At 35.4% G+C, this 15,836-nt stretch carries 10 protein-coding genes; all 10 read right to left on the bottom strand.

The window, feature by feature from the left end; genetic code table 11:
• Positions 1–95: 95 nt before the first annotated feature.
• The 10 genes from uvrA to NSA47_RS09015 all read right to left on the bottom strand — a co-directional run bounded on the left by uvrA (position 96) and on the right by NSA47_RS09015 (position 15,827).
• Positions 96–2,921 carry an excinuclease ABC subunit UvrA gene (gene uvrA / locus NSA47_RS09060; protein WP_257531155.1) on the bottom strand — a complete coding sequence of 942 codons (2,826 nt, stop codon included), beginning with the start codon at positions 2,919–2,921 and terminating at the stop codon, positions 96–98.
• Positions 2,922–2,939: 18 nt separating this feature from the next.
• Entirely contained in the window at positions 2,940–4,922 is a 1,983-nt protein-coding gene (uvrB, locus tag NSA47_RS09055) for an excinuclease ABC subunit UvrB (protein ID WP_257531153.1), read from the bottom strand.
• Positions 4,923–5,460: 538 nt separating this feature from the next.
• On the bottom strand, positions 5,461–6,258 hold the full coding sequence (locus NSA47_RS09050) for an HAD family hydrolase (RefSeq protein WP_257531151.1): 798 nt from the start codon (positions 6,256–6,258) through the stop codon (positions 5,461–5,463).
• A gap of 175 nt (positions 6,259–6,433) precedes the next feature.
• Positions 6,434–7,432 carry a Gfo/Idh/MocA family protein gene (locus NSA47_RS09045; RefSeq protein WP_257531149.1) on the bottom strand — a complete coding sequence of 333 codons (999 nt, stop codon included), beginning with the start codon at positions 7,430–7,432 and terminating at the stop codon, positions 6,434–6,436.
• A gap of 40 nt (positions 7,433–7,472) precedes the next feature.
• Complete coding sequence (locus NSA47_RS09040; protein ID WP_257531146.1) at positions 7,473–8,375, bottom strand: glycyl-radical enzyme activating protein; 903 nt, start codon at positions 8,373–8,375, stop codon at positions 7,473–7,475.
• 11 nt (positions 8,376–8,386) lie between these two features.
• Positions 8,387–10,666 (bottom strand): pyruvate formate lyase family protein, encoded by a 2,280-nt coding sequence (locus NSA47_RS09035; protein ID WP_257531144.1) that lies wholly within the window; start codon positions 10,664–10,666, stop codon positions 8,387–8,389.
• Positions 10,667–11,040: 374 nt separating this feature from the next.
• Positions 11,041–12,159 carry a mannitol dehydrogenase family protein gene (locus NSA47_RS09030; protein ID WP_257531142.1) on the bottom strand — a complete coding sequence of 373 codons (1,119 nt, stop codon included), beginning with the start codon at positions 12,157–12,159 and terminating at the stop codon, positions 11,041–11,043.
• A gap of 14 nt (positions 12,160–12,173) precedes the next feature.
• On the bottom strand, positions 12,174–12,944 hold the full coding sequence (locus NSA47_RS09025) for a glucose-6-phosphate isomerase family protein (RefSeq protein ID WP_257531140.1): 771 nt from the start codon (positions 12,942–12,944) through the stop codon (positions 12,174–12,176).
• Positions 12,945–12,960: 16 nt separating this feature from the next.
• On the bottom strand, positions 12,961–14,724 hold the full coding sequence (locus tag NSA47_RS09020; RefSeq protein ID WP_257531138.1) for a class I mannose-6-phosphate isomerase: 1,764 nt from the start codon (positions 14,722–14,724) through the stop codon (positions 12,961–12,963).
• Between the two features lie 86 nt (positions 14,725–14,810).
• Positions 14,811–15,827 carry a zinc-dependent alcohol dehydrogenase gene (locus NSA47_RS09015; RefSeq protein ID WP_257531136.1) on the bottom strand — a complete coding sequence of 339 codons (1,017 nt, stop codon included), beginning with the start codon at positions 15,825–15,827 and terminating at the stop codon, positions 14,811–14,813.
• Positions 15,828–15,836 lie beyond the last annotated feature (9 nt).

Below are 15,836 nucleotides of genomic sequence, written 5' to 3'. Positions count from 1 at the left end.
GAATGACGTCATAACTTTTGATTATAATAAAAAGTACCCTTTCATGAAAGGGTACTTTATTGAGAATGCTTTCTATAAGAATACATCATGACCTTTTAGTTTTTGTACAATACCTTTTTTAAAAACCTTCCTGTAAAGGAGTTTTCATTTTCAGCAACTTCCTCAGGAGTTCCCTGGGCTATAATGGTTCCCCCCCGATGTCCTCCTTCAGGACCTAAGTCTATGATATGATCCGCTCTCTTAATAACATCTAGGTTATGCTCTATAATGACAATGCTATTTCCCCCTTCTGCCAATCTATCTAATAAGCCTGTAAGCTTATGCACATCTGCAAAATGAAGACCGGTGGTGGGTTCATCTAGAATATATAAAGTCTTTCCTGTACTTCTCTTACTTAATTCTGTGGCCAATTTCACCCTTTGGGCTTCTCCCCCAGAAAGATCAGTTGAGGGCTGACCCAACTTTATATAGGACAATCCCACATCATATAGGGTTTGAATCTTTCTCTGAATGGAAGGAATATTTTCAAAAAATTCTAAGGCTTCCTCCACAGTCATGTTTAAGATATCTGCTATATTTTTCCCTTTGTATTTTACCTCTAGGGTCTCTCTATTGTATCTTTTTCCTTTACAAACTTCACAGGGGACATAAACATCCGCCAAAAACTGCATTTCTATCTTAATAATTCCATCCCCACTACAGGCTTCACAACGTCCTCCTTTAACATTAAAGCTAAAACGGCCTTTTTTATAGCCTCTAGTCTTGGCCTCAGGAGTCTGGGAAAAAACATCTCGAATGAGATCAAAGACTCCCGTATAAGTGGCCGGATTAGAACGAGGAGTTCGCCCAATAGGGGATTGATCAATATTAATGATTTTATCAATGTATTCCATTCCCTTTATTTTTTCGTGATCTCCTGGACGGGTTTTGGCACGGTTAAGACTTTGAGAAATTCCTCTATAGAGAATGTCATTGACCAACGTACTCTTTCCTGAACCAGATACTCCCGTCACACAGGTAAATACTCCCAAGGGGAATTTTATATCAATATTCTTTAAATTATTTTCCTTAGCACCCTTTATTTCAATGTTTTTTCCATTAGGTTTTCTTCTTTCCTGGGGTACAGGAATAAATTTTTCTCCACTTAAATATTGACCGGTGATGGAGTCTTTATTTTTCATAATATCCTGGGCTGTACCTTCCGCTATGACATAGCCTCCATGGGCTCCAGCTCCTGGCCCAATATCCACAATATGATCGGCTACAAACATGGTGTCTTCATCATGCTCTACTACAATTAAAGTATTTCCTAAGTCTGTAAGATTTCTTAAGGTAGTCAACAATCTTTCATTATCCCTTTGATGAAGTCCTATACTGGGCTCATCTAGAATATAGATTACACCCACCAACCCCGAACCTATTTGAGTCGCTAATCTAATTCTTTGGGCCTCTCCCCCTGATAGGGTTCCTGTAGCCCTAGAAAGGGTAAGATAATCTAAGCCTACATCTACCAAGAATTGTAGTCTAGCATGAATTTCTTTTAAAACCTGAGCAGCAATAATTTGTTGTTTCTCTGTAAGTTCTAAGGATTTAAAAAATTCTAAGGCCTCATGAATAGCATAATCGGTTACTTGGGCTATATTTTGACCATTTATGGTGACGGCAAGGCTTTCCTTTCTTAATCTTTTCCCCTTACAAGTAGCACAAGGATTCATTCCCATATATCTTTCAATATTCTCTCGCATAAAACTAGAATTTGTCTCTTTGTACCTACGTTCTAGATTATTGATAATGCCCTCATAGGAGATCATGTACTGTCCCCTGCGTCCTTCTTTTAAATAATCTACTGTTATTTTTTCTCCTTGGCTTCCATAGAGAATAATATCGACAATTTTATCCTCTAATTGTCCAATGGGAGTATCCAAGCGAAAACCATAATGCTTGGAGATAGCCTTTAAAAGACTATAATACCAAGAATCTTCCTTCAGGTGTTCCCAAGGGGCAAGTCCCCCCTCTGCAATACTTTTCGAAGGGTCAGGGATAATTAAGTTAGGATCGATATTCAATAAAGTTCCTAAACCATCACAGGTAGGGCATTTCCCAAAGGGACTATTAAAGGAGAAATTCCTAGGTGCTAATTCTTCTAAACCAATGCCACAATCAATACAGGCAAAATTTTGACTAAACATCAAAGTGTCTTGCCCTATGACATCTACCAATAATATTCCATGACTTAACTCCATTACGGTTTCTATGGAATCGGTAAGTCTTTTTTGAATGCCTTCCTTTATTTTTAACCTGTCCACCACAACTTCAATAGAGTGTTTTTTATTTTTCTCTAGAGATATCTCTTCTCCAAGATCTCTTATTTCTCCGTCTACCCTAACTCTTACAAATCCATCTTTTCTAATTTGATCCAAAAGCTTTATATGTTGACCCTTTCGTCCTGAAACTACAGGGGCGAGGATTTGAATACGACTTCCCTCTTCTAAATCCATGATTTGGTCCACCATTTGATCTATGGTTTGTTTAGTAATTTCTTTTCCACATTTCGGACAATGAGGAGTACCTATTCTTGCATATAAAAGTCTTAAATAATCATAGATCTCTGTTACGGTACCTACTGTGGAACGGGGGTTCTTACTGGTGGTTTTTTGGTCAATGGATATGGCAGGGGAAAGACCTTCTATATAATCTACATCTGGTTTATCCATTTGTCCTAAAAATTGTCTTGCATAGGCTGACAAAGACTCTACATATCTTCTTTGTCCTTCTGCATAAAGAGTATCAAAGGCCAAGGAGGACTTTCCCGACCCACTTAATCCAGTAAGGACGATAAACTTATCCCTAGGGATTTCTAAATGAATGTTCTTTAGGTTGTTTTCCTTAGCTCCATGTATAATAATTTTATCCTTTGCCATTTTTTCACTCCCACTATTTTAAAGATTAAATTCTTCCTTTAATTGCTGTATCTTATCCCTAAGTTCAGCCGCTCTTTCAAATTGTAAATCCTTTGCTGCCTCTTGCATCTCGGTTTCTAACTTAAATAATAATTCTATAATATCTGCTTTTTCTAACTTTTCTACAGGTTTGGTTATTCCGTATTTTTCAGCTTCCTCTGCCACTTTGGTCGCCTCAATGACATCATGAACTTTTTTACGTATGGTTTGGGGGGTTATGTTATGAAGTTCATTAAATTGCTGTTGAAGAGCCCTTCTTCTATTGGTTTCACTAATGGCTCTTTCCATGGAAGGCGTGATCTTATCAGCATACATGATGACATTGCCCTCCACGTTTCTCGCTGCCCGTCCAATGGTCTGTATAAGAGAAGTTTCTGAACGTAAAAATCCTTCCTTATCCGCATCTAGTATGGCTACCAATCCTACTTCGGGCAAGTCTAAGCCTTCCCTAAGTAAGTTAATCCCCACGAGTACGTCATAGACACCCAATCGTAAATCTCTTATGATCTCCATTCTTTCAATGGTTTTTACATCAGAATGAAGGTAACTAACCTTCACTTCCATTTCCTTTAAATAGTTGCTCAAATCCTCGGCCATCTTTTTGGTCAAAGTGGTGACTAAAACTCTTTGTCCTTTTTCAATCTTTTGATTGATTTCTCCCAATAAATCATCAATCTGCCCCTTAATGGGTCTTACTTGTATTTGTGGATCCACAAGACCTGTAGGACGAATAATTTGTTCTACCACTTGTTGACTATGCTCATTTTCATAGGGTCCAGGAGTGGCCGATACAAAAATCATTTGATGAATATGATCTTCATACTCTTCAAAGGTTAAGGGTCTATTGTCATAGGCAGAAGGAAGACGAAAACCATGGTCTATTAAGGTTGTTTTCCTGGAACGGTCTCCTGCGTACATTGCCCTTACCTGGGGTAAAGTAACATGGGATTCATCTACCATGATCAAAAAATCATCGGGAAAATAGTCAATCAAAGTAAAGGGTGGACTGCCCGATGGACGTCCACTAATGTGACGAGAGTAGTTTTCAATCCCATTACAATAGCCCATTTCTCTAAGCATTTCGATATCAAAATTAGTCCTTTGCATAATTCTTTGGGCTTCTAGTAATTTATCCTCTGTAATAAACCCTCTATGTCTTTCTTCTAACTCCTGTTCTATGCTTCCAATGGCTCTCTCCAACTTGTCCTGGGAGGTGGCATAGTGGGAAGCCGGGAAAATAGAAATATGGCTACGCACCCCTATGATTTCTCCCGTTAAGACATCTATTTCGGTAATTTTGTCTATTTCATCTCCAAAAAATTCTATTCTCACTGCTCTTTCAGAAGAAGAGGCTGGGAAGATTTCTAAAACATCTCCTCGCACTCTAAAGGTCCCCCGAACAAAGTTGATATCATTTCTTTGATATTGAATATCGATTAGCTTTCTAATGACATCGTCTCTATCCTTCTCCATGCCCGGGCGTAGGGAAATGACTAAATTTTCATAATCAATGGGGTCCCCCAGTCCATATATACAAGACACGCTGGCCACAATAATAACGTCTTTTCTTTCAAAAAGAGCCGCTGTGGCAGAGTGACGTAATTTATCTATTTCATCATTTATAGATGCATCTTTTTCTATATAGGTATCTGAATGGGGCACATAAGCCTCCGGTTGATAATAATCATAATAACTGACAAAATATTCTACAGCATTATTGGGAAAAAAGGCTTTGAATTCACTGGTCAATTGGGCGGCTAAGGTCTTATTATGTGCCATGACCAAAGTAGGCTTTTGCACCTTTTCAATTACCTTCGCCATGGTATAAGTCTTTCCTGATCCCGTAACCCCTAGTAAAGTCTGAAATTTCTTTCCTTCTATTATTCCTTTGCTTATGGCATCAATGGCCTTAGGCTGATCCCCCCTAGGCTCAAACTCTGATACTACTTCAAACTTACCCATTTTTTCACCACCTATTTATTTCTTTTCCTATTATAACATAGGGTATTTGGTTTACATAATGTATTTTATCAAAACATATGTTCGTTTAGATTATACTCTTTTCCAGAAAATCTGTCAATTTATATCCTTTTTCAACACAAACAGGGTATCTAGATTGATAGATACCCTGTTTGTGTTAAAATATTGCATTTTTAGTCTATGATTTAGTTTTTTTATTTGTTATTTATACTAATTATGAGACATTATTTCCGGTCATGATGGGACCCGTATAATATTATGTTTGTTGAAAAGAACACAGTAGTCAAAGTAATCAATGGTGTATATTCCCAAATTAGCGATGTAGAGAGTTTCTTTCTTTTTCTATATAATATAAAAAGAAGTATACAACGGACTTTCTATCCAACTAATCAAGAAAATATAGGTCTTTGTTATCATAGATAAGAAGGTGTTCTATCACGGGGTAAGATGCTGTTTCATAAGAAAACTATTCCCCATATACAACATATTGTAGCAAGAAACACAGATTTCCCGACAGTTTTTAACTAATCTTTTTTAATACTAGACGTTCTAATGTATCAGCTACTCCATCTTGATCATTGGTCTTCGGGGTAATATATTTTGCTACTCTTTTTACGATGTCACTACCGTTTGCCATAGCAATACCTAACCCTACATTTTCAATCAGCTCAGCGTCGTTTTCACTATCCCCAATAGCAATTACTTCTTTAGGCTGAATTTTATAGAACCTCATCAATCTTTCTATGGCCTTATACTTACTGGTATCAAAATGTACAATATCTACAAAGGATTCATGACTTCTCAGAACTGCAGCACAATCCTTCATTATTTCTCTGATTCTTTTTTCCTTTTCCCATTCTTCACTGTCAAGATAGAGAACAATTTTGGGTACTCCCTTTAAATCTGCAATGGAATTCATTTGAACAGGTCTTTCATCTCCATATTTAAGCACTGCCCCGGATAGTTTAGGTGCATAATCATAGTAAACATTTTCCTTAGAATAAACCAGAAATTCCACTTCTTCCTTCTTTAACCTTTTGACCACATTTCTATATACTTCATCCTCTAGGATGGAAATATCTTCTAAATAGCCTCCCAGAGAAAAAATGGTAGAACCATTGCCAGCAATATGAAAATCTTCTTCCAATTGAAGTTTTTTTATTATAGGCTTCATAGAGTAGTGCATTCGTCCACTGGCTAAAACAACTTTTATTCCCATTTTTACACATTTCTCAATAACCCATCTGTTTTTTTCTGAGAGACTAGAAGCAGAATTTAGCAGGGTACCATCCAAATCCAATACAACCATCTTGTACATGAGAACACGCTCCTTATCCTTTTATTCGTTAACCTATATACCCCACTTCACTATAGTTCCTCAGTGATAACCTTTTCAAGTTTTTTAGATATAGAAAATATCAATAGATTGTTGCATCCCCAAAGTCAATATCTCTTTACCCATCCCATGAATTGTTTTTGATTATTTTCTATTCTCAAAGGCTTTTCTGTTCTATATCTGCGGGATATATAATTCCTACCTGTTTTCTAGCGCTATCTAGAACCTCCATAACCTGAAGGGATAAATGTAGAGTGTTCATTTCTGATTCTATATTCCTATTTTTTATAGACTCTATAAATTGATAGGTCTCATAGTACAGGATATCTTGACTTTGCGAAATAGTTATATCTTCACGTTCTCCATTTCTATAATTAATTATTATCTTTTCTGGGGTATGAATTTTATCTATAATCATATTGCCCTTTTCCCCTTGGATTTCAGCTTCAATGGAAGAATCAGTTATTTTAGAGTGAATGATCACTCCATTCATATCATCATATTGTAATAGAAGATTCCCTTCTCCATCTACTCCCGACTTCAATATTGTTCCACTGGCTTTAATATCCTTTGGTATTCCAAATAGAGTAATAAGGGGATATATACAGTAGATTCCTATATCCATGAGGGAACCATTAGAGAATTTCTTATCAAAGGTATTCGGATTCTCACCTGCCTTATAGAGGTCATATCGTGAAGAATACTGACAATAGCTAGCAAAATACTTGTGAATTTTCCCTATTTTACACAAATTATCCTTTATGGCCTTAAAATTTGGCAGATAAATACTCTTCATGGCCTCCATTAAAACTACATTATTTTCCCTAGCCGTGTTTATCATTTCAGTAAGTTCTGTTGTATTAGAGGCAATGGGTTTTTCACAAAGTGTATGTATATTGTTTTTTAAAAATAATATAGCCTGTTTACTATGATAGGAATTAGGACTGGCTATATAAACGGCCTCTAATACATTGCTGGCGGCCATTTCTTCTAGATCTGTAAATACATGTTTTATCCCATACTTCCCTGCAAATTCACTAGCCCTTTTTTCCGTCCTAGAATAGACAGCATTTAACTGAAAATCTTTTACTAAGGATGCACATCGAATGAATTCCTCTGTTATCCAGCTTGTACCAATTACTCCAAATCGTATCATCTTTATTCCCCCCTTTTACTTTAAAAGAGGACGACTTTCATCATCCCCTACCTATCTTTTGCAATCCCATTTCCTTTAATTTTTTAATCCAGCCCTCCACTTCCTGCTCTTCTGGCATATAGGCTTCACTAGCAGCATAACCGTCTCCTATTTGTTCAACTTTGCTCTCCCCCAGATTGTGGTAGGGCAATATCTCTACCATAACAATATTCTCATGAGCCTTTGCCAATTGGTAAATGGATTCTAGATGTTCATGGGATAGATTATAATTGGGAATAATGGGACACCTTAGAATAATTTTTGCTCCTTTGTAAAGCAATAAATTAAGATTTTTATCAATTAAACCTCTATCTACCCCTGTTAATTTCCTATGCAATTCATTTCCAGTCACCTTATAATCAAATAAAAACAGATCAATATAGGGTTCTATTTTATCAAAATCCTCACTTTTACCAAAACCACTGGTTTCTATTGTCACATGAATTTCTCTTTTCTTAGCAGACTTTGCTAACGCAAAAGTAAAGTCAAATTGACTCATTGCTTCTCCGCCTGAAATAGTCAGCCCTCCATTAGAATTATCATAGTAATTTTTATCCTTTATTACTATAGATAATACTTCTTCTACATTCATTTCTTTACCATATATTGATAAAGCCTTCGCGGGGCATGCCTCAACACACTTTTCACAAAGCACACATTTTTCATAATCTATTTTGTGTCCTTTCTCTGTGACCTCATGTACATCATATTCACAAACCTCTTGACACCTTCCACATAGAATGCAATGTTTTTTTATAAAGGAAAGTTGTGGTTTCAATTTTTTTGATTCAGGATTATGGCACCATAAACAATCCAATGGACATCCTTTTAAAAATACAGTAGTTCTAATTCCCGGTCCATCATTGATACAAAATCTTTGAATATCAAATACTGTCCCTTTCATAGGATTCCTCCCTAATCATTTAAAGTCCGTGCCAATACCTCTTCTTGCACATCCCTATCAAGATTCACAAATCTAGCACTAAATCCCCCCACTCTGACCAATAGATTTGGGTATCTTTCTGGATGACGGTAAGCCTCTTCTAATTCTTCTCTTCCCACAACAGAAACCATTAGCTGAGGCCCTCCATTAGCAAAATAAGTTTTGAAAAGTGCTTTAATAACTTCCCGTTTATTATTAAACATCCCCTTACTAAATTTAATGTTCTGAACAGAGCCGGCATGGATATCTGCTCTTAATTTTGCTAGAGAATTTAGCATGGCAGTGGGTCCATTTTTATCTGCCCCACTTTGAGGATTGTTCCCATTGCTCATATACATTCCCGTTAACCTTCCATCTGCTGAAGCACTAGTTCCTCTACCCCACTCGGTATTTACTTGATTATTAATCATCACTACAAGATAAGAATCTAAACCTACCTTTTGAGCTGCATTACTAACACCACTACATACATATTCATGCAACTCTACTGCGATAGAGTCCACATAATCCTCATCATTTCCATATTTAGGAGCATCCAATAATTTATTTCGTAGATCCTCATATCCCTTGAAGTTATGGTTCATAGCTTTCAAAACCTCTTTCAAGGAATATTTCCTATCTTCAAAGACAACCTTTTTAATGGCACTGAGGGAGTCTGCGGCATTAATATTTCCATAGGTTTCATTGGTTCCTCCAAGGTATCTTACCCCTCCATCTAATAAAGATCTTCCTCTCCCTAAACAATCCTTTGTCAGCAAACTGGTAAATAGAAAGGAACACTCTTGATTCATCACTTTATAGGAAAATGCCTGTGATTGAGCTGTTCTATCAATATAATAATCTAACAGCCTTTTATATTGATGAAAAACATCTTCAAATGTTTCCATTTGGTCATAGGAAAGCAATTGAATTTCTCCGCTTTTATCTAAGCCATCCCATGGATCAATACCAGCATTTAGTGAAATGTTTAAAATTTTTAATAGGTTAAGACAGGTATTAGGTGTGCCTACACTCATACCAGATAGAACGAATTCTCCACATCCAAATGGCACATAGTGCTGAGCGGTTTTCTCATCTTTTTTCATAGATTTCATTACTGCAGGAATATTAATATCATCATTATAGAGTACAGGATAGGTTGTTCCCTCTCCTATAGAATCTAATGCCGCATTGTAGATTTTGTCATTCATTCCTTCATAAATTCTCAAGGTAAATTGGGGTTCTGTATCTTTATTTTCCTTTACGGCCTGTATAGCCAATTTACAAAAAATATCAGCTATCTCTGGATTTCTTCTCCCCCTTCCTCCAATGACTACCCGACCATTAACGGTTGTTTTTCTTGCCTCTATTAATTTGAATAAGGATTTGATCATTTCCTTAGCCTTATTTTCAGTAATTCTCCCGATTTCAAGATCTTTTACCAGAAGCTCCCCTAGATAATCATCCATTCGTCCATAATTTACTACCGAGGAAAGCAAACTATAGAGCCAGGAAAGTTGCACTCCCTCCATGAAAGTTTTTGGTTTATCTTTTTTTATATTATTTAAGGTCTCTATCACTATACCCATTTCTTGTCTTCTTTTATCATTCCTTTTTTGTTCTTCTGTTGCAAGGTGGATATGATAATCAATGGTTTTTATTAATAGGTTTAGTACTTCCTCAAAGGCATGATATAGAATAAGAGACTTTTCATCCTGAATTTTTGTTTTATAATGATTTATTTCTTTCCTTAATCCAGGAATTCCTAAATCTATCAATTTGTTATAATCTAAATACATCCCGCTTAGTCTGGCTGTAATGATTGCAGGATATCTGTTATCTACAAATTTTCCTAAGGTTGTTCCCGTAAGCGTTTCCTTAAAGAAAATACTTCTTGTATCATGTATTTCCCAATATTCACGTAATTTTTCTACCCTCTGCCTCTTGGCTTCATCTGTTAGAGAATCTTTAAATTGATCCAATTTATTGAAGTTACAATAATGTCCCACTCCGCCAATGGATGTTACACACCCAAAACCTATAGGCAAAGCATCTAATCGTCCAATAACAAGATCACTCTCCTCTATTTTTCGAAAAAGTCTTGGATAGAGAACATTTAAACATCTAATTTCTCTTACTTCCCTAGGCGCATCTAAATTTTCTCTATGGACATTTGTATATTGTTCCATAATTTCCAATTGCTCATCAATTGCTTTCTCACATTCTATTTTTATATTTACTTCAACTTGTTCTGCATACACATTCTCCTCCATATAATCCCTCCAATGAAAATTTCTTACTTGCATAGTAACATACTATATATAATTTGTAAATACAAATATATAGGTACAATATTAGAAGGATGTATTTCTATTATAAGTAAAGATAAAGTCTATATGATTGTGTAAAAAAATGAGCCATAAGCTCATTCTCCTTGGTTAGAATATCTCTACTACACAAATACTAAACTAGGGAAAATAAATCATGACTCAATTTAATATTACTGACATTTTTATTGTCTTGTATGACTTAGAATCGGAGGAAGAGATAGCTTTCATAATTAGTGTGTTGGCACTTTATGCCTGTGGAGTGTCCGTTATAGTATATATACTTTACACCAAATCACTTAAGTCATATAACTGAATTTTTATATTTCATCTTTTAAAAGTTCTTGTGTCATCTTAAAAATATCTCTTCCATCTTCATTGCTTGCCCAGAGTTCTTTTAATTTATCTAAAAGATCTCTCCTAGAGAGTGGGCTATCTTTCATTTTGTTTTCCGTAAAAATAAGTTCTTTTAAGAAGGCTACTCCCTCTTCAATCTCAATTCCATTGTTTTTTGCTTGGATCAAGGGGGATAAAAAACGTTCTTCTAAAGATAATTTGGGGATAATATTTCGTGCAACAGTGTGTAAATCCCGTAAGATATTATTATTTGTAAGCCGATTACGATAACAATTTGCCCATTTATCTAATTCATCCTCATCAATTTTATATACATTCCTTAATAACGTCTTTAATAAAGTAATAAATGGCTTAACAATATCATTAATTTCATTACTTTTAGCAGCATCATGTAAATATTTTATGCCTTTGGATAAAGCAAAGAAACTAATTGCATCAGCATATGAATTCATTAAAAAACGTTTTCTTGCAAAATGAATATCAATATCTGAAACCGATGTTATATATTTAATTCCGGTGTTAGGTAATTGTTTTGCATCAACACTACATTCATAAAACATTTCACTTTTAATAAGATTTAAGTCATCTGTTGCTGAACAAATTCGATCAACAATAGTATCTGGAATACAAATTTGTGAAATTCGTGTTTTTTGCTCCATGGTAAGATCTTGTTTTAGAAGTAGTTCCTGAAAATATGAACTTACATGCTCTATATTTTCACAGCAAATCACTTTCTTATTGCTTATATCTTCATCTTTCCAGGCTTTTACTAATATTTTAGCTACATGCTTTAAATTTTCTCTACGTACTGACGTAGTTACAGTATCTACTTCTTGCAGAAGTGAAATTAATCGCTCTTCCTGTGAGGTACAAGATAAGACGTTTTGGACAAATATTTTTCGGTAACGATTTTTTTTCGCATCTGTAATGTCGAGAGTATAAGACATGTTTTCTTTGATGTTATGAAGAAGTGCTTCATTGGTATCCGCTAAAATAACCTCATATCCGCTTCCTACTATTAGTGGTATGACTAACCCTCTCCCTAATGCACCCCCACCAAAATGAATGATTGTATTGCTCATAAACTTGCTCCTTTCTAAGGACAAAATCCCTTCCAGATATCTCTAAATAATTGTGGCTGAGTTACAAATGAAAAAAGGTTATGGTTCTTCTCATATTGGGTATAGATTGGAATTCCTTGTTTTAGCTTAAACTCTGGATAATCTCTAGCTTCCTTAATTTCTAGAATAGTATCTGTGTATTTTGAATTTTGTTCAAATAGAATTTTTTCATTTCTTACCTTGGGATAAAATGCTATTCCATTATGTGCACGGATGTCCTTATATTCAAATCCATAGTCTCGGATGCACCATGCCCCAAACAACATTGGCTCATCTATAGAATCATTAATGGTACAATGGGCCCAACCAGGTGGCACAATTACAATTTGACCAGCTTGTGCATGTACTGCAAAGCATCTACCTGGATTATCTGTTGCATACTCTTGCATATAGATACAAGCCTCTCCAGACCATATCTCATATACTTCAGGAGTGGAACAATTACATGATTTAGAAATTGCATGAACATGTCCCTGACTTCGAATTGGTTCATCTCCTATTGTTCCACCTTGAAAAATCATTGCACCATATAACAAATTACGGTTTATTAGGTCTTCTCTATTCTCTTCTTTTCCAACATCCATCGCTACAGCATAAATAATCTCAGGTCCAGAAACATTTGGGTCGCTCAAACTCTCTCGAATATCATTAAGCTTTCTTTTTTCTGTTTTGGGTCCAAAAACACCATCTCCATAAATAAATTCTAGATTATCTAGATCTACTTGTATATTAAATCCTGTTTTCAAGTTTTCAACCTCCTTATTAGACTCTCACACGTGCCTGAATGACAGCTACTTTTTTCCCTAGAGATTTTCCATAAGGTGCTATTCCATATGCCTTTACACTTTCAGGGATAATAAAAGTTTCGGCATAATGAACAACAAATGGTTCAAAGTCTTCATTAGAAGATGTAATAATTGCTTCTTCACCCTCAACTAAATTCAACATATTGACCGATTCATGACAATTTATACATATTCTTTTATCAAACCAATACCTTCTTGTCTCGATAAACTCTAATTCATGAAGACCTGTTTTTTCAACCTTTTTATCCTCGTCCTCTTCCACAATGTCTACACGATTTAAAAGATTTTGTTTTACCCACTTCTCTGTACGATCAAATTGAATAGCCTTAGCCCCATGATTAATATTAATAGGTCTAGGCTTTCCATCCAAACCCACTCTTCCCCAGTCCCATAATTTCATTGTGAAAATATAGGGAGTAGCTGAAATTTCAAGTACCATAGCATTTTTACCTGAACAATGAATAGTTCCTGCAGGAATTAAAACATGGTCATGTTTCTTAATAGGAAATTTGTTGATATATTTTGTATCATCAAACTCCCCATTTTTCTGTGCTTCTTCCAGTGCAGGAATAAGCATTTCTTCTTTAATCCCCTCTTTTACACCTAGATATACACAAGCATCTTCTTTAGCGTCTAAAATATAATAACTTTCATCCTGGGTATAGTGCATTCCAAAATTATCTTGAATATATTCTGTAAGAGGATGTACCTGAAGACTTAGGTTCCCACCACCCATTGTGTCTAAAAAATCAAATCGGATAGGAAACTCTGTCCCAAAGCGCGCATGCACTTTTGCCCCAAGCAATAAGTCAGGTTCCCTTAATACAATATTAATACAAGGAATCTCCACTGTTACTTCATTAAATTTTAAATGTACCGCATTTTCTTCAGGAATTCCATCAAAGCACCAAGCAAGGTTGTTTTTGTCACGTTCTAAGTCACATACTTCTTCCATCCATCTACCGCCCCAAATACCTTCTTCAAAATAGGGTACCAATCGAAAGGGTTGTTTTGCTATTTGTTTAATGCCCTCCTGTAGTGCCATTCCAGTAATCATATTAGGACGATTATCTTTATTGGTGTCAATCAAATAATCAATATCTTCAAACATATCCATCTTGTGTCGATCAAATACTCTCCACTCAATGAAATATGCACGCTTATATTTTCTTAAATAGTCTTCTTCAAAATTTCTTACACCCCAATTATCCAGTTCATTCGTTTGATAACGTAATTCAATCTCCCTCCGTGACAAATCCCCATAAATTAAAATGTCTCCTCTAGTAACTAGTGATGCCCCCACGCCATATACTAAAACCAACTTGCCTTCTGCATTTTTAACTCTATTCTTTAATAACTCTAATTTTTCTAAATTAAAGAACTCCGATAGCTTATGGACAGATAGAACTCCAAATACTCTATCATCGGTTATATTTCTTTTTAATTTTGGATATAAAATGTTTTCTGGTAGCTTTGCATCCTCGCAGAAAATAATTTCATCCGGATTTAGTTGTTGTATCAAATTCTCCTCTATTTCAGCTTTTCGAACACCATGATAATAATCAATAACCATAACAACTTTATCTTTATTTTCTGCTTTGATTTGCTTTTTAAGTTCCATAACAATATTTGAATATCCATTAAATGCCTCATCATCATACCCATGAATTCTTGTATATGGAAATTTTTCATAGTTTGATTCTCTATTCTTGAAATACATGTAATCCTTCCTTTCTTTGTATTAATATTACTTCATCTCAAAAATGCAGGGATGAAACCCTAAGAATCCATCCCCTATACTTTATTTTATTTATCCATTATAATTGAAACTTTCATGCATCTTGGACTCTGAGCTATCTCAAAGGCTTTTTGTACATCACTCAGATGAAAATTATGCGTAATAATTTTAGCAATATTGTAGTCATCATTTTTTAATAGTGAAATTAATTTTGGATATGTGTTTGCATAGCGATAGCTCCCAATTATACATAGCCCCTTATATACGATTTGTTTAAAAGTCTGCTGTAATCGTTGATCTGTTACCCCCACCTGTACCAAAGTACCTCCATAACGCAAGTAATTCATAAAGGTGTTAACAACCTTTGTATTGCCTGTTGTATCAATTAGCGCATCCAAATCCAGAATATCTGAATTTTTGTATTCTCCTTGAATAAGAAATTGCTCCTTTTTTAATCCGAGTCTCTCTCCAAGTCTTTTCTTATCATTATGAAGATCTATTAAGCAAACCTTTTTTTGAGGATACATAATAGATATTAGTTTCCCAACAAGCATTCCAATAGAACCTGCGCCTATTATGGCAATGTTTGAACAGTTTTCTAATGGGAGCTTCTCCATGGCTGAATAAGCCACAGATAAAGGTTCTAAAAGAGCTCCCATCTTAAAGCTTAAATTATCTGGCAATTTAAACACAACTTTTGCTGGCCATGAAACATATTCTCTTAATGCTCCTGTTATTCCTTTACTGGCCATGAACGTCAACTTTTCACAAAAATTATAGCGTCCAGTCCGACAATAATAGCATTTACCACACCAGTTTGATGGTTCTATTGCAACACGATCTCCCACCTTTAAATGTGTAACCTTTCTACCTACCTGCCTCACCACCCCCGCTGCCTCATGTCCTAATACTAAGGGATAGGCTAAATGATGGGGTAGGTGTTGTGACTTAAAGTAATGAACATCCGAACCACAAATTGTGACTACTTTAATTTGAATTAGAACATGATCTTCGCTTTCTAGTGTTGCTTTATTAGCCTCTTCTACTGCTATTCTTTCAATGTCTTTCAATCGAGCTACTTTCATAACAGAGCC

Source organism: Irregularibacter muris, assembly GCF_024622505.1.
GTDB classification, from domain to species: Bacteria; Bacillota; Clostridia; order Eubacteriales; family Garciellaceae; genus Irregularibacter; species Irregularibacter muris.
Note: the sequence above shows the minus strand (reverse complement) of the source record. Positions and strands in the feature narration are given on the sequence as shown.

Bases quoted from the DNA above. Each gene is read 5' to 3' on its own strand.
- uvrA (WP_257531155.1), bottom strand. From the start codon at position 2,921: ATGGCAAAGGATAAAATTATTATACATGGAGCTAAGGAAAACAACCTA.
- uvrB (WP_257531153.1), bottom strand. From the start codon at position 4,922: ATGGGTAAGTTTGAAGTAGTATCAGAGTTTGAGCCTAGGGGGGATCAG.
- NSA47_RS09050 (WP_257531151.1), bottom strand. From the start codon at position 6,258: ATGTACAAGATGGTTGTATTGGATTTGGATGGTACCCTGCTAAATTCT.
- NSA47_RS09045 (WP_257531149.1), bottom strand. From the start codon at position 7,432: ATGATACGATTTGGAGTAATTGGTACAAGCTGGATAACAGAGGAATTC.
- NSA47_RS09040 (WP_257531146.1), bottom strand. From the start codon at position 8,375: ATGAAAGGGACAGTATTTGATATTCAAAGATTTTGTATCAATGATGGA.
- NSA47_RS09035 (WP_257531144.1), bottom strand. From the start codon at position 10,666: ATGGAGGAGAATGTGTATGCAGAACAAGTTGAAGTAAATATAAAAATA.
- NSA47_RS09030 (WP_257531142.1), bottom strand. From the start codon at position 12,159: ATGAGCAATACAATCATTCATTTTGGTGGGGGTGCATTAGGGAGAGGG.
- NSA47_RS09020 (WP_257531138.1), bottom strand. From the start codon at position 14,724: ATGTATTTCAAGAATAGAGAATCAAACTATGAAAAATTTCCATATACA.
- NSA47_RS09015 (WP_257531136.1), bottom strand. From the start codon at position 15,827: ATGAAAGTAGCTCGATTGAAAGACATTGAAAGAATAGCAGTAGAAGAG.